Genomic DNA, 20,456 nt, shown 5'->3' on the forward strand with positions numbered 1-20,456 from the left:
CGATGGCACTACTGGAAATCAAGAATCTCAAGGTGGAGTTCGGCGCGGCCGCGACGCCGTTCACCGCCGTCGACGGGCTCGACCTTTCGGTGGAAGCGGGCGAGGTGGTCGGCATCGTGGGCGAGTCCGGTTCCGGCAAGAGCGTGACCTCGCTCGCGCTCATGGGACTGATCGACTACCCCGGGCGGGTGAAGGCCGATGCCATGCGTTTCGACGGGCAGGACCTGCTCGCCATGACTGAGCAGCGGCGCCGCGCGCTGCTCGGCAAGGACATCGCCATGATCTTCCAGGATCCGATGACCAGCTTGAATCCGTCCTACAGCGTGGCTTACCAGCTCATCGAAACCTTGCGCGTGCATGAAGGCGGATCGGCGCGCGAGCTGCGCGCGAAAGCCCTGGCGCTGCTGCGGCAGGTCGACATACCGGACGCGGAACGCCGGCTCGATGCTTATCCGCACCAGCTTTCCGGCGGCATGTGCCAGCGCGTGATGGTGGCGATGGCCATCGCCTGCAATCCGCGCCTGCTGATCGCCGACGAGCCCACCACCGCGCTGGACGTGACGGTGCAGGCGCAGATCCTGGACCTGCTGGTGGGCCTGCAGCGCGAACGCGGCATGGCGCTCATGCTGATCACCCATGACCTTTCCGTCGTCGCCCAGACGGCGCACCGGGTCGTCGTGATGTATGCCGGCCAGGTCATGGAAACCGGGCGCGTTCCCGACATCTTCCACGCGCCGCGCCATCCCTATACCCAGGCCCTGCTGTCCGCGCTGCCCGAGCATAACGCCGGGCGCGCACGTCTGCAGACCATACCGGGCGTCGTTCCCGGACTGCACGACAGGCCGGCGGGCTGCCTGCTGCATCCGCGCTGCCGCTATGCGGTGGCGGATTGCCGCGCAGCGCGTCCCGGCCTGAACGCGGTGGAAGGAGGCGAGTCACGCTGCCACTTTCCCCTGGATGCGCAAGGGCATCCGACCAACGGCTGGGAGCAGCGGCGGGCGGAGAGGGCGGCATGAGCAGCGCAACGCCCATCCTCGAAGCGCGCCACCTGGTCAAGCATTACCCGGTGGCGCAGGGCTGGTTCAAGCCCAAGGCGATCGCCCGCGCGCTCGACGGCGTGTCGTTCAGCCTCGAGCCCGGCCGCACCCTGGCGGTGGTCGGCGAATCGGGCTGCGGCAAGTCCACGCTGGCGCGGCAGGTCACCATGATCGAACACCCGACCGAAGGCGAGCTTTGGATCGGCGGCAGCAACATCGCCCATGCCGACCGTGCCGCGCTGAAGCAGGTCAGGCCGCTGGTGCAGATGGTGTTCCAGAATCCATATGCCAGCCTCAATCCGCGCAAGAAGATCGGCGCGATGCTCGAAGAGCCGCTGGAAATCAATACCGCGTTGAACAAGTCTGAGCGCCGGGACCGTGCGCAAGCCATGATGGCGCGCGTCGGCCTGCGGCCGGAACACCATGGCCGCTATCCCCACATGTTTTCCGGAGGCCAGCGCCAGCGGGTCGCGATCGCGCGCGCCCTCATGCTCGATCCGAAGGTGATCGTGGCCGACGAGCCGGTGTCGGCGCTCGACGTCTCGATACAGGCGCAGGTGCTGAACCTGCTGATGGACCTGCAGCAGGCGAGCGGCGTGTCCTACCTCTTCATCTCGCACAACCTGGCGGTAATCGAGCACATCGCCGACGAGGTGCTGGTCATGTATCTCGGCAAGGCGGTGGAGCACGGCAGCAAGCAGCAGGTGTTCGCCCGTCCCCTGCATCCCTACACCAGGGCCCTGTTTGCGAGCACGCCGCGCATCGACCCGGCGCAGCGCCAGCAAAAGATCATGCTGCGCGGTGAACTGCCGTCGCCGCTCGCGCCGCCGCCCGGCTGCGCCTTCAATACGCGGTGTCCGTACGCGGTCGAACGCTGCCGCCAGGAGGTGCCGGCCTACCGTGAATTCGATGGCCGGAAGGTGGCCTGCCACCGCGTGGAAGAAATCGATTAGCCGTCCGCGGCCGGGTTCGCCGGATCGCTCAGCGCGCTCAGTGCCGGCCGCCGAGGTGCTTCTTCAGCATGCGGTCAACGCTCTTCGATGACCTGAGCGCCGTGATTTCGTCGTCGATGCGCTCCAGCAGGCGCCCGGCGTCCCGGGAGCGCTTGCTGATCGCGAAGTGCAGGCCGATGGGCGCATCTTCCGGCAAGGACGCGCCGGCGATCTGCGCCGGCCCCAGGGCATTCGTCAGGTCGGCATTGAACCGGACCAGGCCCTCCATGACCTCGCGCTTTTCGATGAAGAGGTCGCAATGTCCCGCATGCAGCTTGTCGACCAGGGCAAGATAGGTCTTCGCGCCGCGATCCACGCTTTCCGTTGGAATGCCATAGCTTTCATACGTGTTTCCGATCAGCCCGCAGATCTTGTACGAACGCAGGTTGCCGAGGTTGCGGATGCGGATGCCGTCGGGGTGGTTCCTGCGCGACACGTAGTACATGCTGTGCACGTCCGCATAGGGTTCGGAAATCAGGAAGGGCGTCGGGTCGATCTGGGCGGTTGGCACGTTGATGACGACGTCGATGGCGCCGGTTTCCGCCATCTTCAGGCAACGCTTCCAGGGCAGGAGGGAAACCTCCGCCGTTTCCTTGCCGGTGCGCTCGAGGATGCGGCGAAGGACGTCGATGCCGACTCCCTGGGCCTGGGGCATGCCCTTGTCCGCGCGGCCGGAAGAGTAGGCATAGGGCGGATATTCGATGTCGGCGGCGCATGCCCTGATCACCTCCCCGGCGCGGGCGGCCGCGGCATGGAGGAAAAGAATCAGGAGGAGGATCCGGGTTGCGGTCATGCGTCGCTGGCGTGTCGTATCAATCCGATAACTTTTCTGCCGCAATTCCATGGCGGGGACGGTGAACGGAAAGATCATAGCCAGCATTTCCGGTGCTGGCGTCGTTTGTTATTCAGGATTAATTTAATTTTCCGGAATCGCCGGAATCGGTTTCCATCCCGTGATGATGAATGGCTACGCTTGACGATCCCATGCGCGAAGGACCTATCCGAGACCGGGCGGTAATGCTGCGCGCGCCGCCAGCCCTGGGCATGCTGCTCATGCTCGTCGTACTGCTGTTGGCGGCATGGTGCACGGGCGCGCGCGCGGAACTGGCGGTCATCGTCAACCCGCAGCAGTCCGTCTCGCGCATGCATGCGGGACAGGTCGCACAGTATTTCCTGGGTGGCTCGGCGGCGCTGGTGCCCATCCAGCAGGCGGAAGGTTCGGCGATTTGGAGCGAGTTTCACCGCAAGGTGCTGGACAAGGAGCCGGCACAGGTGCAGGCGATCTGGGCGCGGCTGACCTTCACCGGCAAGGCCAGGGCACCAAGGGAGTTTCGTTCCAGCGCGGAGGTCAAGAAAGCCGTCAGCGAGAACGTCAACGCGATCGGCTACATCGACAGGTCGGAGCTCGACCCGTCGGTCAAGGCGGTGACGATCCTGCCCTGATCAGCCGGAGGAACGGCTCAACGGTCCTGGCCGCCCTTGCGCGCAGGCTTGGGCCGCACGGGCGTACGGACCACGGCAGCGCCGGGACGCGGTTTGTTTTGCCCGAATTTCCGGGCCAGCTTGTCCGGCCCCGGCGTCTCGCGCCTGCGCTGCATCGCCGCCTTGCCGGGAGGCGGATTGAAGCGGGGCACCAGGTGGCGGTCGCTGTTGCCGATTAGGTCGGTTCGGCCCATGCGCACCAGGGCTTCGCGCAGGATGTCCCAGTTATCCGGATCGTGGTAGCGCAGGAAGGCCTTGTGCAGGCGGCGGATCTTGCCGGCGCGAACGGTCTCCACCACTTCCGACTCTTCCGTCACTTTGTGCAGCGGATTGCGACGGCTGTGGTACATCGCGGTCGCCAGCGCCATCGGTGTCGGCAGGAAGGTCTGCACCTGATCGAGGCGGAAATCGTTCTGCTTCAGCCAGAGCGCGAGGTTGAGCATGTCTTCATCGGTGGTGCCCGGGTGGGCCGCGATGAAGTAGGGAATGAGGTACTGTTCCTTGCCCGCCTCGCGCGAATATTTCTCGAACAGCTTCTTGAACTCGTCGTAGGCGCCCATGCCGGGCTTCATCATCTTCGACAGCGGGCCTTCCTCGGAATGCTCCGGCGCGATCTTGAGCAGGCCGCCCACGTGGTGGGTCACGAGTTCCTTGACGTATTCAGGAGAGCGCACCGCGAGGTCGTAGCGCAGGCCGGAACTCACCAGGATCTTCTTGATGCCCGGGATGGCGCGCGCCTTGCGGTAAAGCTGGATCAGCTTGCTGTGATCGGTATTGAGGTTGACGCAGATGCTCGGGTAGACGCACGAAAGCCTGCGGCAGGATTCCTCGATCGACTTGTCCTTGCAGGACAGGCGGTACATGTTAGCCGTCGGGCCGCCGAGGTCGGAAATGGTGCCTGTGAATCCCTTGGTCTTGTCGCGGATGAGTTCGATCTCGCGCAGGATGGAAGGCTCGGACCGGCTCTGGATGATGCGCCCCTCGTGCTCGGTGATCGAGCAGAAGGTGCAGCCGCCGAAGCAGCCGCGCATGATGTTCACCGAGAAGCGGATCATTTCCCAGGCGGGGATGCGCGCCTTGCCGTAGCTGGGGTGGGGCGCGCGCGCATACGGCAGGTCGAACACGCCATCCATCTCGTCCATCGCCAGCGGCAGCGGCGGCGGATTCAGCCAGACGTCCCGCTCGCCATGCGCCTGCACCATCGCGCGCGCGTTGCCGGGATTCGATTCCAGGTGGAAGACCCGCGAGGCATGGGCATACATCACCGGGTCGTCCTTGACCTGTTCATAGGAAGGCAGGCGCACCGCCGTCTTGCTGCGCTGTTCCTTCAGCGCCGCCTGGCGTTCCTCGCGGCTGAGGATGAGCACCGGCTTCTCCACAGGCTTGGCGTCGGACGCCTCGCCAGCGCCAGCCCCGGTGGCGCAGCTTTCGGTGTTCTTTTCCTTCATTTCGTACGGATCGGGATGCGGATCCACCCGGCCCGGCGTGTCCACGCGCGTCGAGTTGGCTTCGGTCCAGCCGGGAGCCGGTTTCCATCCCGCCGGCACCATGAAGCCGGTGCCGCGCAGGTCGCGGATGGTCTTGATCGATTCGCCCGCCGCGACGCGGTGGGTGAGTTCGACCAGGGCGCGCTCGGCATTGCCGAAGAGCAGGATGTCGGCCTTGGAATCGGGCAGGACTGACCTTCTTACCTTGTCCGACCAGTAGTCATAGTGGGCGATCCGGCGCAGGCTGGCTTCGATACTGCCGATGACGATGCCGACGTCCGGGTAGGCCTCGCGGGCGCGCTGTGCATACACCGTCAGCGCGCGGTCCGGGCGCTTGTCGGGCTCGCCGCCTGCGGTATACGCGTCCTCGGAGCGGATCTTGCGGTCGGAGGTATAGCGGTTGATCATCGAATCCATGTTTCCGGCGGTAATGCCGAAATACAGGTTCGGTTTGCCAAGGGCGCGGAAAGGCTCGGCGGAGTGCCAGTCGGGCTGACTGATGATGCCCACGCGAAAGCCCTGCTTTTCCAGCAGCCTGCCGATCAGCGCCATGCCGAAGCTGGGATGGTCGATGTAGGCATCGCCCGTGACGAGGATGACGTCGCAGCTGTCCCAGCCGAGCTTGTCCATTTCCGCGCGGGACATGGGCAGGAAGGGCGCGGGGCGGACGTCGTCGGCGCGGTGGCGCGGATAGGAAAACAGGTTTTTGGGTGGAGTATGCATGCTGGCGCGGATTTTACCGGATTCGGCGATGGGACGTTTCAGCGTGGCTGCCACCGGGGTTGGTGTTTCTCCTGTGCATGTGCCACGGGCTCAGCGCTGGCCGGCATCCACCGCCTGCCATGGCTGCTGGCAGACCTGGATGGACGGGTAATAGCCTTCGGGCTGGGCGCAGTAGTACCAGATGTTGCCGCTCTGCTGAACGACCGGCGGCGAAGCTGGCGTCACCACCACCACCGGCGGCGCGATGATGGTCGCGGCCGGGTAGACGGGATAGGCCGGCGGATAGACGTAGGCGGGCGGATAGACATAGGCCGGATAACCCGGCCGCCGCCAGCCTGCCACGGGCCCGCCGAGATGAACGCCCACGCCCACGCTGGCATGGCCGGGGTGCTGCTTTATCAGGATGTCCGCGCTGTCATGGTAAGCAAGGGCGGGCACGGCATGCAGCGCGAGCAGGCCGCTCAACAGGGCCAGTGCAAAAAGCGGAACGGATTTCATGGCGAGCTCCTTGCCTCGAAGGCAGCCCGGAGCGGAATATCCGTGGGGTCGCCTGGAAGAACCTGTCAACGTTGATGCTTTACATTCTATGACAGCAATCCGGCGATTTCATTTCCTGGTGGCGCATCTGCAAGTGGAACTCGCATGGGCGAATCTGCTCCAACTTAGCCTTTCATCAAGACCAAAGGAGACAAGGATGATGCGCTCCAATGAATTGCAGCAACGCATGAGCCATGTCGAGCAGACCGTTCACCATGCGGCCGAACGTTGCCAGACCGCCACGACCCTGCCGATGGACCTGAAGGACAGCATCCAGGAGCTCGACCAGCGGGTGATGCAGGCACGGCAGACGATGCAATCGAACGACGAAAGCCAGGTGCGGCAATGTATCGAGGACCTGGAGCAGATGGGCGACCGCGCCAAGGACGCCTGCGAACATGCGCCGAATCTGGACAGCGAATTGCGGGACGCCATCATGCAGGCGCACCGCGAACTGTCCGACATGAAGCACCAGTTCCTGCACTGACCTGGCAAATTCGCCAGCCTGAAAGTCAAAACCCGCCGCGCGTTTCCGCCGGCGGGTTTTTCATGCGCGGCGCATGCGCCCCGGATGCTTGTTTGATGCTTACTTGACCGGGGCGGCGTCGGGCAGCACCACGTTCACGTCGAGCACTTCCAGGTTGCCCTGGCGGTCGAGGGAAATCTTGATGTCGTCGGCATTGACTTTGGCGTATTTCGAGATCACCGCGATCAGTTCCTTGTGCAGGGCCGGCAGGAAGTCGGGGCCGTCGCGGCCGTTGCGCTCGCGCGCAATGATGACCTGCAGCCTTTCCTTGGCCGTGCTGGCGCTTTTCGGCTTGGTGTTGAAAAGGAAGGAGAGAAGGGCCATGTCACTTCCCCTTGAACAGCCGCTGGAACAGTCCCGGCTTTTCGTAGGCGACGAAGCGCAGCGGCACTTCGTGGCCGAGGAAGCGCGCAACGACATCTTTGTAGGCTTCCGAGACGTCGGAGCCGGTCAGGTGGATCGCGGGATTGCCCTGGTTGGACGCGTGCAGCACCGACTCGGACTCGGGAATGATGCCGATGAGCGGAATGCGCAGGATTTCCTGCACGTCGGAGTAGGACAGCATCTCGCCGGCGTCGACGCGCTTGGGCACGTAGCGGGTGATGAGCAGGTGTTCCTTGACCGGTTCCTGGCCGTTGAGCGCGCGGCGTGACTTGGCCTGGATGATGCCGAGGATGCGGTCGGAATCGCGCACCGACGACACTTCCGGGTTGGTGACCACGATCGCTTCGTCGGCGAAGGTCAGTGCCATCACCGCGCCGTGCTCGATGCCGGCGGGGGAGTCGCAGACGATGTACTCGAAGCCCATCTTGTCGAGTTCCTGCAGCACGCGCTCCACGCCGGCCTCAGTGAGGGCGTCCTTGTCGCGCGTCTGGGAGGCGGGCAGGACGAACAGGTTCTCGCAGTGCTTGTCCTTGATGAGGGCCTGGTTCAGGGTCGCCTCGTTGTTGACGACGTTGATCAGGTCGTAGACGACGCGTCGCTCGCAGCCCATGATGAGGTCGAGGTTGCGCAGGCCGACGTCGAAGTCGATGACCGCGGTCTTGTGGCCGCGCATGGCGAGGCCGGAAGCAAAACTGGCGCTGGAAGTGGTCTTGCCGACGCCTCCCTTGCCGGAAGTTACAACAATGATTTTCGCCACAAACAGACTCCTTATAAAAACTATGCCTTGATCGTCGTTACTTCGAGCCGGTCGCCGTTCAGCTTCACCTGGGCCGGCTGTTTCGCCACTTCCTTCGGCAAGCCGCCTTCGAAGGTGCGGTAGATGCCGGCGACCGACACGAGTTCGGCTTCCATGCTCAGCGCGAAGATGCGCGCTTCGGCGTTGCCGCTGGCGCCAGCGAGCGCCCGTCCGCGCAGGGGCGCGTACACGTGGATGCTGCCGTCGGCGATCAGCTCGGCGCCGTTGTTCACGATGGCGGTGACGATCAGGTCGGCGCCGCGCGCATAGACGCGCTGGCCGGCGCGCACCGGCGTGTCGATGATCATCGCGGCCACCGGCGCGTGCACGACCTGCACCTGGGGTTCGGGAACCGGCGCGGCCTGCGCGGCCTGGACTGGAGCGGGAGCCGGGGCTGGCGGCGGTGCCGTTTCCGGCTCGCCCTCGGCGGGCCGCGCCTGGGGCTGCGCCAGCGTGTCGATCGACAGGCCATGGGCCAGGATCGCGTCGTGCATCCAGTCCGGCGCGCCGCGGACCGCGACCGGGTTGAGGGAATGCGCCTTGAACAGGGCCGTGATCGCCGGCCAGTCAGCCGGCTGGTCGGTGGCGTCGAGCTGGCCCAGGTCGAGTACCGCGAACTCGTTGTCGAAATAATCGCTCATGCCGCCGGTCATCTGGCGCAATGCCGCGTCCAGCGTGGACAGGTCCAGCGTGCGAAGGATGGCGGATACCGCCACGACGGTGGAGATCTTGATTTCGACGGGTTTGCTGCTGTTCTTGGACATAAGGCTCGACGATGACGATGCTGCGGGGGAGCAGAAGATCTACACAAAAGGACAAATGCCGTTCCGGTAAATGAAACGGGCCGCTTGAAGGCGGCCCGTCATGGATGGAAGTGGTGGACAGGCGGGAAAACCGCCGCGCTGCCGCCTGCGCATTGCCTTGATGCCTGCCATCTGCTCCGTGCTTGGCGGCTATTATACCTGCTGCGAATCAAGGCAAACCCGGAATCTGCGGGGTGAAATCAAGGCTTGTATGCTCATAGCGCCGTGCGCAGCGCGAACAGCTCGGGGAAAAGCACGACTTCCAGCATTTTCTTGAGATAGCTGGCGCCGGCGGTGCCGCCGGTGCCGGTCTTGAAGCCGATGATGCGCTCCACCGTCGTCACATGGCGGAATCGCCAGAAGCGGAACGCGGTTTCCAGATCGACCAGCTTTTCGGCCAGTTCGTACAAGGCCCAGTGCCGCGACGGATTCCGGTACGCCTCGAGCCAGGCGTCCTTCACCGATTCGTCGGCCCGGGTAGGTTGGGTCCAGTCCCGCTGCAGCCGCTCCGGATCGATCGCGAACCCCTCGCGCGCCATCAGCAGGATGGCTTCGTCATAGAGCGAAGGCTGGCGCAGCGCCGCATCCAGCCGCGCATGTCCCTCAGGATGCGAGGCATGGACCTGCAGCATCGCCGGGTTCTTGTTCCCCAGGATGAATTCGATCTCCCTGTACTGGAAGGACTGGAAGCCGGACGACTGGCCGAGGTAGGGACGGATCGCGCTGTACTCGGGCGGTGTCATGGTGGCCAGGACATCCCAGGCATGCACCAGCTGGTCCATGATGCGGGCGACCCGCGCCAGCATCTTGAAGGCCGGCGGCAGCTCGCCCTTGCGCATGCAGGCACGCGCCGCATTCAGTTCGTGCAGCATGAGCTTCATCCAGAGTTCGCTGGTCTGGTGCTGCACGATGAACAGCATCTCGTTGTGGTCGGGCGAACGCGGATGCTGGGCCGACAGCACCTGGTCGAGCGCGAGGTAATCGCCGTAGCTCATGGATTGGCTGAAATCCATCTGCGCGCCATGCCAGCGGGCGGCGCTGCCATTCTCCTTGTCGTTGCCGTTGAGCGGCGCGTCGTTTGGCGTCTTGCCTGCGGTAGTCATCATGGTCCTCCCTGGCTTAGGTCACCTGGTCGCGGCTGGCGGCGACGTCATAGGACCGCGTGTCGAGGATGTCGCGCAGCGTCTCCACGGCATTCCACACGTCAACGAAGCGGGTATAAAGCGGCGTGAAGCCGAAGCGCATGATCTCGGGCTCGCGATAATCGCCGACCACGCCGCGTGCAATCAAGGCTTTCATGACCGCATAGCCGTCCGGGTGCGCCACGCTCACCTGGCTGCCGCGCTGCGCGTGCTCGCGCGGCGTTTCCAGCCGCAGCGGATGCGAGGCGCAACGCTCCTCGACGAGGCGGATGAAGAGGTCGGTCAGCGCCAGCGACTTCGCGCGCACGGCGTCGATGCCGGTCCGCGCGAACAGGTCGAGCCCGCATTCGACCATCGCCAGCGAAGCAATCGGCTGCGTGCCGCACAGGCCGCGGCGAATGCCTGCCGTGGGCTTGAACTCGGGGTGCATCGCAAATGGCGCGGCATGCGCCCACCAGCCGGTCAGCGGCTGCCTGAACTCGGCCTGGTGCCTGGGCGCGACCCACAGGAAGGCCGGCGAGCCCGGGCCGCCATTCAGGTACTTGTAGGTGCAGCCGACGGCATAGTCGGCGTTCGCGCCGCGCAGGTCGACCGGCACCGCCCCGGCCGAGTGCGCCAGGTCCCAGACGGTCAGTGCGCCCTGGGCATGGGCATGGGCCGTGATCGCCTCCATGTCGAGCATGCGGCCGGTGCGGTAGTTGACGTGCGTGAGGGTAACGACGGCAGTGTCGGCATCGATGGCGGCGGAAAGCTCATCCGGCGAATCCACCATGCGGATCTGGTAGCCGCGCCCGAGCCATTCAGCCAGCCCTTGCGCAATGTAGACGTCGGTCGGGAAATTCGAGCGCTCGGTCACGATGACCTTGCGGGCGCTGGCGGCCGGGTCGGCAGCCTGGCGGTGCAGGGCGGCGGCCAGCAGCTTGAACAGGTTGACCGACGTGGTGTCGGTCACGACCACCTCGCCGGCGCCGGCGCCGATCAGCGGCGCGAGCCTGTCGCCGAGGCGGGACGGCAGGTCGAACCAGCCGGCGGTGTTCCAGCTTCCCACGAGGCCGTTGGCCCACTCGTCGGCGACGACCTGGCGCGCCCGTTCAGTCGCCGCCTTCGGCATGGCTCCCAGCGAATTCCCGACCAGGTAGATCAGTCCCTCGGGGAGCGCGAATTCGGGGCGCAAGGGCGCCAGCGTGTCGGCGGCGTCCATCGCCGCGCAGTCTGCTCGTGTCGTCATGGCATTCACTTTTCTTGAAGATTTCTCAGGATCGCCCGGACCGGGCTGGCGTCCATGCCTTTCAGCTTGAGGGGAAGGGCGATCAACTCATAATCGCCGGCCGGCACCTCGTCGAGCACGATGCCTTCCAGGATCGCAATGCCATGTCCGCGGACCGCATGATGCGCATCCATGGTCTTGGATTCCTGTGGATCGAGCGACGGCGTGTCGATGCCGATCAGTGCCACGCCATGCGCGGCCAGCAAGGCGATCGTTTCCGGCGCCACGCTGGCGAAGCCGGCATCCCATGCCCGCTGCGGTGCCTCGCGGTAGGTTCGGAACAGCACGCGCGCGGGAATGCCTTCCAGGACCGGGGCCACATGCGCGGGTTCGACGCGCGCCGCCCCGAGGCAATGCACCACGCGGCAAGGGCCGAGGTAGGGCAAGAGGCTCACTTCGTCGATGGACTTTCCGCTGGGGTCGTAGTGCGAAGGCGCGTCGCAATGCGCCCCGGTATGCGTGGACAGCGTCAGCTTGCTGACCTGCACCGGGCATTGCTCGGTGATCTGCCAGGTCGCTTCCGCGGCGAAAGCGGTGTCCCCCGGCCAGACCGGCGTGGCCGGCGAAAGCGAGGGGCTGATGTCATACAGGGATTGCCTGGTTGTCATGGCGGGCTCGGCGATGTCGATAGCCATAGTTTAGTCGCAAGTCCTTGGTGGGTGATTGCGAAATGCACGGACATCCTGGCCGGAATTGGAATATCCTGCGAATGAATAGACGATTCGTGGAGATTTATTCGAATGCCTCTCGATGCCATAGACCTGAACATTCTCCAGTTCCTGCAGCAGGACGGGCGGATGAGCAATATCGAGCTCGCGGAACGCGTGCACCTGTCGCCGTCGGCTTGCCTGCGCCGGGTGAAGTTGCTGGAAGAAAGCGGTCTGATTAGGCAATACTGTGCCGTGCTCGACCCCGCCGCGCTTGGCCTGGAAGTCGACGCCTTCGTGCAGGTGACGATGCGGCGCGACGTGGAGCAATGGCATGAAAGCTTCAGCGCGGCCGTGCAGCAATGGCCCGAGGTTGCCGGATCGTACATCATTACCGGCGAAGCGAATTACCTGCTGCGGGTGCGCGCGCGTTCGCTCAAGCACTTTTCCGCCTTCGTCCTCGAGAAGCTGTACAAGACCAAGGGCGTGCTCGACATCCGGTCGAACATCGTGCTGCAGACCATCAAGGACACGCAGCAGATTTCCCTTTCACTTGTTCAAGATCAAAAGATGAATATTCTCGACGCGAACTGATCAAACTCCAACGGTTCGAAGCGCCACTAAGAATTTATCCCTTCCGGGATAGGTTCTTAGCAGGTGTGAAAACCAAGGAGACATCATGAAAACCAAGCGCATCGCCGTCGTGACTGGCGGCATGGGAGGACTGGGCGAAGCGATCTGCCGGCGTCTCGCCAAGGAAGGCAACCAGGTCATCGCAACCTATTCGCCGAGCAACCAGAATGCAAAGGAATGGGTCGCGAAGCAGAAGGCGGAGGGCTTCGATTTCCTGACCGCGATGATCGACGTCGCGGACTACGACTCCTGTTCCAAGGGCGTCATGAAGATCGTGACCGATGTCGGCGGCATCGACATCCTCGTCAACAATGCCGGCATCACGCGCGACACCACCCTCAAGAAAATGACGCATGAACAGTGGCGGGAAGTCATGCAAACCAACCTCGACAGCGTCTTCAACATGAGCAAGAACGTCCTGCATGGCATGCTGGAGCAGCAGTGGGGGAGAATCATCAACATCTCGTCGGTCAATGGGCAGAAGGGCGCGTTCGGACAGACGAACTACTCGGCTGCCAAGGCGGGCGTGCATGGCTTCACCAAGGCCTTGGCGCTTGAGGTGGCGAACAAGGGCATCACGGTCAACACGGTGTCGCCCGGTTACATTGGCACCAAGATGGTCATGGCGATTCCCCAGGACGTCCTCAACGACAAGATCCTGCCGCAGATTCCTGTCGGCAGGCTGGGGCAACCGGACGAAGTCGCCGGCCTCGTCGCCTATCTCTGCGGCGATGAAGCGGCGTTTGTCACGGGCGCCAACATTGCAATCAACGGTGGGCAGCACATGATGTAGAAACGCCGGCTCAAATGGAAACGCCCTGCCGAAGCAGGGCGTTTCCTTTATTTTTTATGTGTACGACTGTCTCTCTCCGCTAACTCATCCTCTTGCGGGGTTTCCTGAATCTCAGGCGGTCGCGACCTGGCCCCAGTCGGAATCCGGCTCCTGCGCAGGCTGCATGGCGGCTTGCTGCTTGGACTTCTTCGAGGCGCTCTGCTTGGCGCGCGTGCTCGACGGCGGCAGGCGGCGCAGGGTCTTGAGGGCGTCGAAGTCCTTGATGCCGATCGAGCGCTGATCCACGGTGATCAGGCCGATTTCATTAAATGCGGACAAGGTGCGGCTGACGGTTTCCAGGGTCAGGCCGAGGTAGCTGCCGATCTCATGGCGCGTCATGCGCAGATTGAACAACTTGCTCGAATACCCCATGTCGGCATAGCGCTCGGACAGCGATACCAGGAAGCGGGCAACGCGGGCTTCGGCAGACAGGGCGCCCAGCATGCTCACCATGGCTTGCTCGCGAACCAGTTCGCGGCTCATCACGCTGTAGATGGCATGTTCGAACTCGGCGTGGGAGCGGCCCAGCGCGGTGAGTTTCTTGAAGGGCAGGAGAATCAGGTCGCAGTTGGAAAGCGCCACGGCTTCGGAAGCATAGCGCTTGGAGTGAATGCCATCGACGCCGAAGAGATCGCCCTTCATCGGGAAGCTCAGGACTTGCTCGTTGCCGAATTCATCGATCAGCACGGTCTTGAGAAAACCGGAGTGCACGACGTACAGCGTGTCGAAGGGCTGGCCGATGGTGTGAATGCGCTGTCCGGTCTTGAATTGAACATGCTGGAACAGCAGCTCTTCTTCGGTATGGATTGCAGCGGAGGGGATGCGAAGGATATCGCACAGTTCCTTCAGATTGGACCACAGTTTGCCTTGGCGCTGCCAGCCTGCGTCGACGGAAGTCGTATGTAGCGTGGATGCAGTGTCCGGGCGGGCGTCTGACATGTGTGTCGATAGCATCGTCATCTCCTGTTTCAAATTTGCTTCACCACTAAGAACGGCGGCGTATAGGTCGCCGAGGTCGGTTTGATCCTTCAGCTTCTTCTTGATTGTTGTTGGCCCGTCTGGCGAGGCCTTATCTGCTCGGAATCAACGGTGTGTTGCTACCCGTCATACTGCGTTCAGAGGAAGTCAGTATCGCAATCAAGTTGCGTTATTGCTATCGGTAGTGGCTGAATTGACGTGTAAGGAGACCGCCATGATTGTAGGATTTATCCTACATGGGATGGGGGCTGGATCTGACATCCGCATTGCGTGTACGCAATTTCCCGGGTGTAGGTATGGATTTACCTCAAACAATTTCGCGTTGTCACTGGAGTTAACGCGCAAACTTGGTATGGGGCAATTGAAGCTTTCTCCGGGGCTTGTAAGAAATTTCTTACTTGTGCGGACAAGCGCAATCTTTCCGGGTGCAGGCCCAATCCAAGTGGGTGCAACAATCGTGCGACGGCAGGGAGAAACGGAAGCTTAGTTCTTCAGCGGACCGAGGAGGCGGTGCTGCACAGCGTATTGCACCATCTCGGCCAGGGAGTTCATGTTCATCTTGGTGAGGATGCGCGTCTTGTGCGTGCTCACCGTCTTGGCGCTGAGATGGAGGAAGTCGGCGATTTCCGTGATGGACTTGCCGCTCACCAGCAAGGTGAACACCTCGAACTCACGGTTGGACAGTTGCTTGTGTGGCAGGTCTTCGTTGGCCGGCATGACGTCCATGGCCAGCTGTTCGGCGACCTCGAGGCTGATGTAGGGGCGCCCCGATGCGACCTTGCGGATGGCGCTGACGAGCTGGGTGCCGGCGCTTTCCTTGGTCAGGTAGCCGCGGGCGCCGGCGCGGATGGCACGGACCGCATACTGTTCTTCCTCATGCATGGTGAGGATGAGGATGGGAAGCTTGGGGACCTCGTCCTTGATCTGGCGGATCAGTTCGACGCCGCTGCGGCCGGGCATCGAGAGGTCGAGCATGAGAAGGTCGAATCCGCCCTTGCGGACATGGGCGAGGGCTTCGAATCCATCGGTGGCTTCGCCCACTACTTCGATATCGTCGGCGCCGTCAAGAATGCGCTTGAGGCCTTCCCGCATGATGGTGTGGTCGTCGGCGATAACGATTCGGATCATAGATATCAGGGGGGATCGAAATCCGGTTTTGGGTGCAAATTGGGTTCAAGCGGAATGGTAGCGTGAATCAGTACGCCGTGGGGCATCACGTTACCAACATTTATTGTACCGCCAAGAACGAAAATTCGCTCCTGAATGGAGACCAGACCGTAGCATCCAGGCTTGTTTTCCATGCCCGGCTGCATCCCGATTCCATCGTCTTGAATCATAACATCGAGTTGGTTGTCCGTATGCAAAAAAACGATTCTTGCCTGGGTGGCATGTGCGTGTTTTTCGATATTCGTCAAACCTTCTTGAATGACTCGGAATAATACCGACTCCACCGGCTCGCCAAGCTTCACGGCAATGCCGTTTCCTTCCACCGTGCAGGCGATCTCGGTTTTCTTCTGGAAGTTTTCCGCCATCCATTCCACGGCGGGCAGCAGGCCGAAGTCGTCGAGCAGCGGCGGACGCAGTGCCGAGGCCATGTTCTTCGTCAGCGTGATGACGTTGTCGAGCAGGCCCTGCATCTGCGCCACGCGCTCGGGCACGCTTTCATCCGCCTCGGGCAGGCTGTTTTCCAGCCAGTCGAGGTCCAGCTTGAGCACGCTGAGCCGCTGGCCGATGTCGTCGTAGAGTTTCCGCGAGAAGCGCCGGCGCTCGACTTCGTTGGCGAGCTGGGAAGAGGCCGCCCAGCGGCGCAACTCGGCGGGCCGCACCGCGCGGCGCCGTGTTTCCGAGGACTGCGGCGCCGCGGTTGAGCTGTGCACGATGAGGGCGAGGAAAGGTTCGCCGTGCACCGATACGCGGGCTGCGGTCGCATTGAGATTGAGCAGCTCGCCATTGGCATGGTTGGCATGCAGGCTGAGCCGCGTGCGGCGTCCGCTGCCGCGCGTCGCGCAAAGACGGTCGAGCCGGCGTCGCTGCTCCCCGCCATGGCCGTGCGGCAACAGGATGTCGATCGGCTGCTCCAGCAGTTGCCGCGAGGGGTAGCCGAACATCCGCTCCACCTTGTGGTTGACCAGGACGATTTCGCGCGAGGCGTCGATCACGATCACCGCATCCATGGACGATTCGATGATCGACATCAGGGTCGGTCCGACCTTGTGCGCGGGAAAGCGGGGCAGAGTGGCAATCAAGCTGGCAAGTTTGCCGGCATGGTGTTCCATTTGCGTGGTCATCACGGTTCTCTATAGCTGGGCCAGTCACGGCGCAATGCGCCTACCTGCATGATCGCGTGCCTTGGCGAAGGCCGTCTGCGAAAGCGCATGCGCGCTGGTTGAGCTATACCTAACAATCGAAAAATCCCCTGGCACGATGGCGTTGCGCCCGCCGCCGCGCCCTGCAGTTGCAATGGCGCATCCGGCGTTCCCTGCGTCTCTTTCGCGGTGGAATGAGGCCCCAGCCGTGGCGAACAGCGACGTTGCCTGCAACCAGGCAAGCGCTCCGAACAGCGTTTCAGCTATGACCATGGAAATCCGGAATCAACATACTAAATGCACGTTCGATTGAGAATTCACAATCGTGGCATGCCCGAGGCGTCGTCGCGGACCGCGGCCGGAGCGTTGCGCGGGGCCTTGGAGGCTCGCCACGGCTGCTAAACTAGCGGGATTGCCAATCCGACACAGCACCTGACATGGACATCCAGCTTGGAGACATCAGCCACATCATTCAGCTTTCGATTGCTCCGGTATTCCTGCTGACCGGCGTGGGGACCAAGCTGGCGGTGCTGACGAACCGGCTCGCGCGCATCATCGACCGGTCCCGCGTGCTGGAGGAGCGGCTCCACGCAGGCGGCAACGTGCCCCAGGAGGAGGCGCGCGCCGAGCTGGAAACCCTCTACCGGCGCAACTACCTCATCAACCGCGCCATCACCCTGAGCACGTCCTGCGGCCTGCTGGTCTGCGTGGTCATCGCCGCCCTGTTCATCGGGGACGCGCTGCAGCTGGGACTGGCGAAGTTCATCGCCTTGCTGTTCGTGCTCGCCATGTTTTCCTTGATCGGAAGCTTCGTGTACCTGCTGCGAGAAATCTTCGTCGCGACCGGATCGATCTCCATGCAGCGGTTGCTGATGGAGAAGCAGAAGCGCTGAGCTTCGGTGTCGGTCGGGGCGTGCCGGCGCCTCGCGGACTGTACGCGCGTCCGGCACGCAGGGAAGGGATGCCTACTGCATGCGGCAGGCGCGGGCGGCCCTGTCGAGGCGGTTGATCCAGGAATGCTTGATCGCGAAGTGTTCGGGATCGTGCTGGCAGCTGTCCAGCGCTTCCCGCCAGACCTGGATCACTTGGCCAAGTTGCGTGTTGGAATGGAAATGGGCATCGATACGTACTGCATCGATGCCGGCGCATTGCAGGCGCGGCAGGATGAAAAGGTTGGCCGTGCCGGCCACCGCGAGTTGGGTGAAATCGTGGTCGTTGGCGGCGTGCTCGGCCATCGCGCAGCGGTCGTTGATCGGGTTCGACAAGGTGACCTCCGCATGGCGCCCCGCAGGCGATCCCGCGATTTCAGGAGAAAGCAGGGACGACAGGACCGAGGACGACCGGCCGAAACCGATCACCTGCATTTCAAGCCCGGTTTCCTTGCGGATGTTTTCTATCTGGGCCAGCGACACCACCCGCGGCAGGACGACCCGGGTTATCCCGGTCTGGCGGCGCAGGCATTGCAGGGCCTCGATGCTGAGGGAGCCTTCGTCCATGGCGTAATGGAGCTGGATTTCCGGCTGGCGCGCGGCGGCGTATAACATGAGCCCCGGGTCGGACAAGACAAGGGTGTCTGCGCCTGCGGCCAAGGCTTGGTCGATGAGTTCCCGGCCCGCCATCCAGCCGTGGCGCCGGGAATCGACTTGCAGGGCGAACGAGGTCTTGACGCCCTTGAACCGGGCATGGGCAATCCCGCGCGCCAGTTCGTCGCTGCCCAACCTGAGTGCCAGGCCGGCGCGGCAATCCGGGCCGGCTTCGATCTGGATGCAGTCGGCGCCATGGTCGATGGCTGCCCGCAGGGAAGGCAAAGTCTGGACCGAGCAGACCAGTTCCATCATGTCGCACGAGGGATGCAGCGTTGCGCCAGTGGTCAAGCAGTTTGCGGATGCCTTTGCCATGAGATGTCTCCTTTGTCTCGAATGTTGACTCCGGGCCGGCGGCGTCGCTTTGGCGGATGCGGCCGGCGTTTAGGTCGACGGTTCGGCGAGCCTCGTCATGGAAACGCCATGCATTGCCAGGCGATGCAGTTCGCACGCCGGGCATCAAGGGAGGAAGACAGGATGGAGGAAGGCGATAGGCTGGTAGCGGCGCCCCTGCTTGGGAGACACCTTGGATGCGTCTTGCGTCGTTGCAAGTCGCCATGCACCAGATGGTTGCCGGGCTGCAGCACAGAAAACCCCTTGTTTCTGCTTAGCAATGGCTTCAATTTAGCAGCCAAGACATGCTCAAGGTTGATGTTGGTCAACCTTTATTTCGCCTGGGCATGGTTTTGATAAGAAAATGCGACAGAAAACGTCAAGGCTTGCCGCAGGCGGTCAGCATCTACCCAAATCGCCGGTGGGCATCCAGGGCCAGTCCGGAACCGATGCTGCCGAAAAGGTCGCCTTCGACGATGCCGGCAGCGGGGAACATGGCGGCGATGCGCGCGCGCAGGGTGCGAACGCCACTTGAGCCACCGGTGAAGAACACGGTGTCGACCCTGTCCGCCGCGATGCCCGCCGACGCCAGCAGCGAGCGGACCGTCTGGGCAACGCCTTCCACCAGGTGGTCGACCGCGGCATCGAATTGCCGGCGGAGCACGGGCAGCGTCAAATGCTTGTCCAGGCGGTCGAGCGACATGCTGATCTCCTCGGATTCCGACAGCGCAATCTTGGCCTCTTCGGTCTTCATGGCGAGCCAGTGGCCATCGCGCTGGTCCACCAGTTTGAGCAGGAGGTTGAGCTTGCCGCGGTCTTCGGCGTCACGGCAGACTTCCTCGAGTTCCCGCCATACCTTGCGGGTATAGACGAGGTTGATGGTGTGCCAGGTCGAGAGATTGAAATAATAGCTCGACGGCACCTCCGCCTTGCTGATGAGGCGCGTGCCAAAACCGAGCAGAGGCATGGCGCTCGCGAGGCTCAGGTACTTGTCGAAGTCGGTGCCGCCGATGTGGACCCCGCCGTTGGCGAGGATGTCCTCGCGCCGCTCGACCCGGTCGACGCGTGAAGGCGATAGCCGCACGAGGGAAAAGTCGGAGGTTCCGCCGCCGATGTCGGCAATCAGGACCAGTTCTTCCCTGGTGATGCGCGATTCGTAGTCGAATGCGGCGGCGATGGGTTCGTACTGGAAGCAGATGTCCTGGAATCCGGCGTCGAGCGCGATGTCGCCCAGCGTGCGTTCGGCAAGGCGATCGGCATCCTGGTCGTCGTCCACGAAATGTACCGGCCGTCCGAGCACGGCGCGCTGCAATGCCTGGCCGGCGGCGGCTTCCGCACGCCGCTTCATTTCCACGATGAATTCACGCAGGAGGTCGCGATATTTCAGGGCCCGTCCCTGGACCTCGGTCTGCCCATCCATCAGGCTCGTGCCAAGGAGGCTTTTCAGCGAACGCATGAGGCGTCCCTCGTAGCCGGAAAGATAATCGGCGAGCGCGGCTCGGCCGAAGGTCGTCGCATGGTCATCGGCGTTGAAGAACACCACGGATGGCAGCGTCGTCTTGCCATCTTCGAGAGGAAGCAGGATGGGGTGGCCGGGCCGGATCAGGCCGACGGTGGAATTGGAAGTGCCGAAATCAACGCCACATGCATTGGTCATCCTTGTCTCCTGGGTGGATTGGGTGGGCGATGAAGGCGTGGAGACCCGATCGGCGAGGATGGGACACGGTTCAAGGACGGATTCCGGCTTGGCCGGAACCGAGCCACATGCCGGAATGGCATGGTGGCGAACCGTACCTTCTCTTGCCGACGCAAACCGGCCGGCAAAAAGAAAGAGGGGTTGCACCTGGGTGCAACCCCTCGAATTCTTGGCTCCCCGACCTGGACTCGAACCAGGGACCTGCGGATTAACAGTCCGTCGCTCTACCGACTGAGCTATCAGGGAACAGAGAAGCTATTATAGTCAGAGAA

At 63.0% G+C, this 20,456-nt stretch carries 21 protein-coding genes and 1 tRNA gene; 7 read left to right on the forward strand and 15 right to left on the reverse strand.

Annotated features, from left to right (window positions below):
* The first annotated feature begins 2 nt into the window (after positions 1-2).
* Complete coding sequence (locus G3574_RS11690) at positions 3-1,016, forward strand: ABC transporter ATP-binding protein (RefSeq protein ID WP_163963235.1); 1,014 nt, start codon at positions 3-5, stop codon at positions 1,014-1,016.
* Positions 1,013-1,990 (forward strand): peptide ABC transporter ATP-binding protein, encoded by a 978-nt coding sequence (locus G3574_RS11695; protein WP_163963237.1) that lies wholly within the window; start codon positions 1,013-1,015, stop codon positions 1,988-1,990. Before G3574_RS11690 ends, G3574_RS11695 begins: the two co-directional genes overlap by 4 nt.
* 37 nt (positions 1,991-2,027) lie before the next feature.
* Here G3574_RS11695 and G3574_RS11700 read toward each other — a convergent pair whose 3' ends face one another.
* The gene (locus tag G3574_RS11700) at positions 2,028-2,822 is read right to left on the reverse strand and encodes a substrate-binding periplasmic protein (RefSeq protein WP_163963238.1); all 795 of its coding nucleotides are present in this window, start codon (positions 2,820-2,822) and stop codon (positions 2,028-2,030) included.
* Between the two features lie 170 nt (positions 2,823-2,992).
* Between G3574_RS11700 and G3574_RS11705 the strand changes: the two genes are divergently transcribed.
* Positions 2,993-3,472 carry a type 2 periplasmic-binding domain-containing protein gene (locus G3574_RS11705; RefSeq protein WP_235953316.1) on the forward strand — a complete coding sequence of 160 codons (480 nt, stop codon included), beginning with the start codon at positions 2,993-2,995 and terminating at the stop codon, positions 3,470-3,472.
* Between the two features lie 17 nt (positions 3,473-3,489).
* Here the strand turns inward: G3574_RS11705 and G3574_RS11710 are convergent, their stop codons facing one another.
* Both G3574_RS11710 and G3574_RS11715 read right to left on the reverse strand, forming a co-directional pair.
* On the reverse strand, positions 3,490-5,721 hold the full coding sequence (locus G3574_RS11710; RefSeq protein WP_163963241.1) for a YgiQ family radical SAM protein: 2,232 nt from the start codon (positions 5,719-5,721) through the stop codon (positions 3,490-3,492).
* Between the two features lie 90 nt (positions 5,722-5,811).
* On the reverse strand, positions 5,812-6,219 hold the full coding sequence (locus G3574_RS11715) for a hypothetical protein (RefSeq protein WP_163963243.1): 408 nt from the start codon (positions 6,217-6,219) through the stop codon (positions 5,812-5,814).
* Between the two features lie 196 nt (positions 6,220-6,415).
* Here G3574_RS11715 and G3574_RS11720 point away from each other — a divergent pair, with 196 nt between their 5' ends.
* Entirely contained in the window at positions 6,416-6,745 is a 330-nt protein-coding gene (locus tag G3574_RS11720; RefSeq protein ID WP_163963245.1) for a hypothetical protein, read from the forward strand.
* Positions 6,746-6,844: 99 nt separating this feature from the next.
* Here G3574_RS11720 and minE read toward each other — a convergent pair whose 3' ends face one another.
* From minE to kynB, 6 genes are all read right to left on the reverse strand, one after another.
* On the reverse strand, positions 6,845-7,108 hold the full coding sequence (minE, locus tag G3574_RS11725; protein ID WP_163963247.1) for a cell division topological specificity factor MinE: 264 nt from the start codon (positions 7,106-7,108) through the stop codon (positions 6,845-6,847).
* A gap of 1 nt (position 7,109) precedes the next feature.
* The gene (gene minD / locus G3574_RS11730) at positions 7,110-7,925 is read right to left on the reverse strand and encodes a septum site-determining protein MinD (protein WP_163963250.1); all 816 of its coding nucleotides are present in this window, start codon (positions 7,923-7,925) and stop codon (positions 7,110-7,112) included.
* A gap of 20 nt (positions 7,926-7,945) precedes the next feature.
* On the reverse strand, positions 7,946-8,728 hold the full coding sequence (gene minC / locus G3574_RS11735) for a septum site-determining protein MinC (protein ID WP_163963252.1): 783 nt from the start codon (positions 8,726-8,728) through the stop codon (positions 7,946-7,948).
* 254 nt (positions 8,729-8,982) lie between these two features.
* On the reverse strand, positions 8,983-9,873 hold the full coding sequence (kynA, locus tag G3574_RS11740) for a tryptophan 2,3-dioxygenase (RefSeq protein ID WP_456237893.1): 891 nt from the start codon (positions 9,871-9,873) through the stop codon (positions 8,983-8,985).
* 13 nt (positions 9,874-9,886) lie between these two features.
* Complete coding sequence (gene kynU, locus G3574_RS11745; protein ID WP_163963254.1) at positions 9,887-11,137, reverse strand: kynureninase; 1,251 nt, start codon at positions 11,135-11,137, stop codon at positions 9,887-9,889.
* A gap of 5 nt (positions 11,138-11,142) precedes the next feature.
* Positions 11,143-11,784 (reverse strand): arylformamidase, encoded by a 642-nt coding sequence (gene kynB / locus G3574_RS11750; RefSeq protein WP_163963256.1) that lies wholly within the window; start codon positions 11,782-11,784, stop codon positions 11,143-11,145.
* Between the two features lie 132 nt (positions 11,785-11,916).
* Between kynB and G3574_RS11755 the strand changes: the two genes are divergently transcribed.
* Positions 11,917-12,417 (forward strand): Lrp/AsnC family transcriptional regulator, encoded by a 501-nt coding sequence (locus G3574_RS11755; protein WP_163963258.1) that lies wholly within the window; start codon positions 11,917-11,919, stop codon positions 12,415-12,417.
* 85 nt (positions 12,418-12,502) lie between these two features.
* Complete coding sequence (gene phbB, locus G3574_RS11760) at positions 12,503-13,249, forward strand: acetoacetyl-CoA reductase (protein WP_163963260.1); 747 nt, start codon at positions 12,503-12,505, stop codon at positions 13,247-13,249.
* Positions 13,250-13,360: 111 nt separating this feature from the next.
* Here phbB and G3574_RS11765 read toward each other — a convergent pair whose 3' ends face one another.
* The 3 genes from G3574_RS11765 to G3574_RS11775 form a co-directional block, all read right to left on the reverse strand.
* A complete protein-coding gene (locus tag G3574_RS11765) occupies positions 13,361-14,242 on the reverse strand; it encodes a Crp/Fnr family transcriptional regulator (RefSeq protein ID WP_163963262.1) in 882 nt (293 codons plus the stop codon).
* A gap of 507 nt (positions 14,243-14,749) precedes the next feature.
* Entirely contained in the window at positions 14,750-15,394 is a 645-nt protein-coding gene (locus G3574_RS11770) for a response regulator (RefSeq protein ID WP_163963264.1), read from the reverse strand.
* A 5-nt stretch (positions 15,395-15,399) separates the two neighbouring features.
* Complete coding sequence (locus G3574_RS11775) at positions 15,400-16,542, reverse strand: sensor histidine kinase (protein ID WP_163963266.1); 1,143 nt, start codon at positions 16,540-16,542, stop codon at positions 15,400-15,402.
* Positions 16,543-17,009: 467 nt separating this feature from the next.
* Between G3574_RS11775 and G3574_RS11780 the strand changes: the two genes are divergently transcribed.
* Positions 17,010-17,465 carry a DUF2721 domain-containing protein gene (locus G3574_RS11780; RefSeq protein ID WP_163963268.1) on the forward strand — a complete coding sequence of 152 codons (456 nt, stop codon included), beginning with the start codon at positions 17,010-17,012 and terminating at the stop codon, positions 17,463-17,465.
* A 72-nt stretch (positions 17,466-17,537) separates the two neighbouring features.
* On the opposite strand, the gene G3574_RS11785 is transcribed toward G3574_RS11780, so the two are convergent.
* The 3 genes from G3574_RS11785 to G3574_RS11795 form a co-directional block, all read right to left on the reverse strand.
* A complete protein-coding gene (locus G3574_RS11785) occupies positions 17,538-18,470 on the reverse strand; it encodes a peptidase U32 family protein (RefSeq protein ID WP_163963269.1) in 933 nt (310 codons plus the stop codon).
* 424 nt (positions 18,471-18,894) lie between these two features.
* Complete coding sequence (locus G3574_RS11790) at positions 18,895-20,145, reverse strand: Hsp70 family protein (RefSeq protein WP_163963270.1); 1,251 nt, start codon at positions 20,143-20,145, stop codon at positions 18,895-18,897.
* A 209-nt stretch (positions 20,146-20,354) separates the two neighbouring features.
* Positions 20,355-20,430 (reverse strand) — tRNA-Asn (locus G3574_RS11795).
* Between the last annotated feature and the right edge of the window lie 26 nt (positions 20,431-20,456).

Origin of the sequence: Noviherbaspirillum galbum (assembly GCF_010974945.1) — a bacterium.
GTDB lineage: Bacteria > Pseudomonadota > Gammaproteobacteria > Burkholderiales > Burkholderiaceae_D > Noviherbaspirillum > Noviherbaspirillum galbum.

Excerpts from the sequence above, each read along its gene's own strand:
- G3574_RS11690 (WP_163963235.1), top strand. The coding sequence starts at position 3 with ATGGCACTACTGGAAATCAAGAATCTCAAGGTGGAGTTCGGCGCGGCC.
- G3574_RS11695 (WP_163963237.1), top strand. The coding sequence starts at position 1,013 with ATGAGCAGCGCAACGCCCATCCTCGAAGCGCGCCACCTGGTCAAGCAT.
- G3574_RS11700 (WP_163963238.1), bottom strand. The coding sequence starts at position 2,822 with ATGACCGCAACCCGGATCCTCCTCCTGATTCTTTTCCTCCATGCCGCG.
- G3574_RS11705 (WP_235953316.1), top strand. The coding sequence starts at position 2,993 with ATGGCTACGCTTGACGATCCCATGCGCGAAGGACCTATCCGAGACCGG.
- G3574_RS11710 (WP_163963241.1), bottom strand. The coding sequence starts at position 5,721 with ATGCATACTCCACCCAAAAACCTGTTTTCCTATCCGCGCCACCGCGCC.
- G3574_RS11715 (WP_163963243.1), bottom strand. The coding sequence starts at position 6,219 with ATGAAATCCGTTCCGCTTTTTGCACTGGCCCTGTTGAGCGGCCTGCTC.
- G3574_RS11720 (WP_163963245.1), top strand. The coding sequence starts at position 6,416 with ATGATGCGCTCCAATGAATTGCAGCAACGCATGAGCCATGTCGAGCAG.
- minE (WP_163963247.1), bottom strand. The coding sequence starts at position 7,108 with ATGGCCCTTCTCTCCTTCCTTTTCAACACCAAGCCGAAAAGCGCCAGC.
- minC (WP_163963252.1), bottom strand. The coding sequence starts at position 8,728 with ATGTCCAAGAACAGCAGCAAACCCGTCGAAATCAAGATCTCCACCGTC.
- kynA (WP_456237893.1), bottom strand. The coding sequence starts at position 9,873 with ATGATGACTACCGCAGGCAAGACGCCAAACGACGCGCCGCTCAACGGC.
- kynU (WP_163963254.1), bottom strand. The coding sequence starts at position 11,137 with ATGACGACACGAGCAGACTGCGCGGCGATGGACGCCGCCGACACGCTG.
- kynB (WP_163963256.1), bottom strand. The coding sequence starts at position 11,784 with ATGACAACCAGGCAATCCCTGTATGACATCAGCCCCTCGCTTTCGCCG.
- G3574_RS11755 (WP_163963258.1), top strand. The coding sequence starts at position 11,917 with ATGCCTCTCGATGCCATAGACCTGAACATTCTCCAGTTCCTGCAGCAG.
- phbB (WP_163963260.1), top strand. The coding sequence starts at position 12,503 with ATGAAAACCAAGCGCATCGCCGTCGTGACTGGCGGCATGGGAGGACTG.
- G3574_RS11765 (WP_163963262.1), bottom strand. The coding sequence starts at position 14,242 with ATGCTATCGACACACATGTCAGACGCCCGCCCGGACACTGCATCCACG.
- G3574_RS11770 (WP_163963264.1), bottom strand. The coding sequence starts at position 15,394 with ATGATCCGAATCGTTATCGCCGACGACCACACCATCATGCGGGAAGGC.
- G3574_RS11775 (WP_163963266.1), bottom strand. The coding sequence starts at position 16,542 with ATGGAACACCATGCCGGCAAACTTGCCAGCTTGATTGCCACTCTGCCC.
- G3574_RS11780 (WP_163963268.1), top strand. The coding sequence starts at position 17,010 with ATGGACATCCAGCTTGGAGACATCAGCCACATCATTCAGCTTTCGATT.
- G3574_RS11785 (WP_163963269.1), bottom strand. The coding sequence starts at position 18,470 with ATGGCAAAGGCATCCGCAAACTGCTTGACCACTGGCGCAACGCTGCAT.
- G3574_RS11790 (WP_163963270.1), bottom strand. The coding sequence starts at position 20,145 with ATGACCAATGCATGTGGCGTTGATTTCGGCACTTCCAATTCCACCGTC.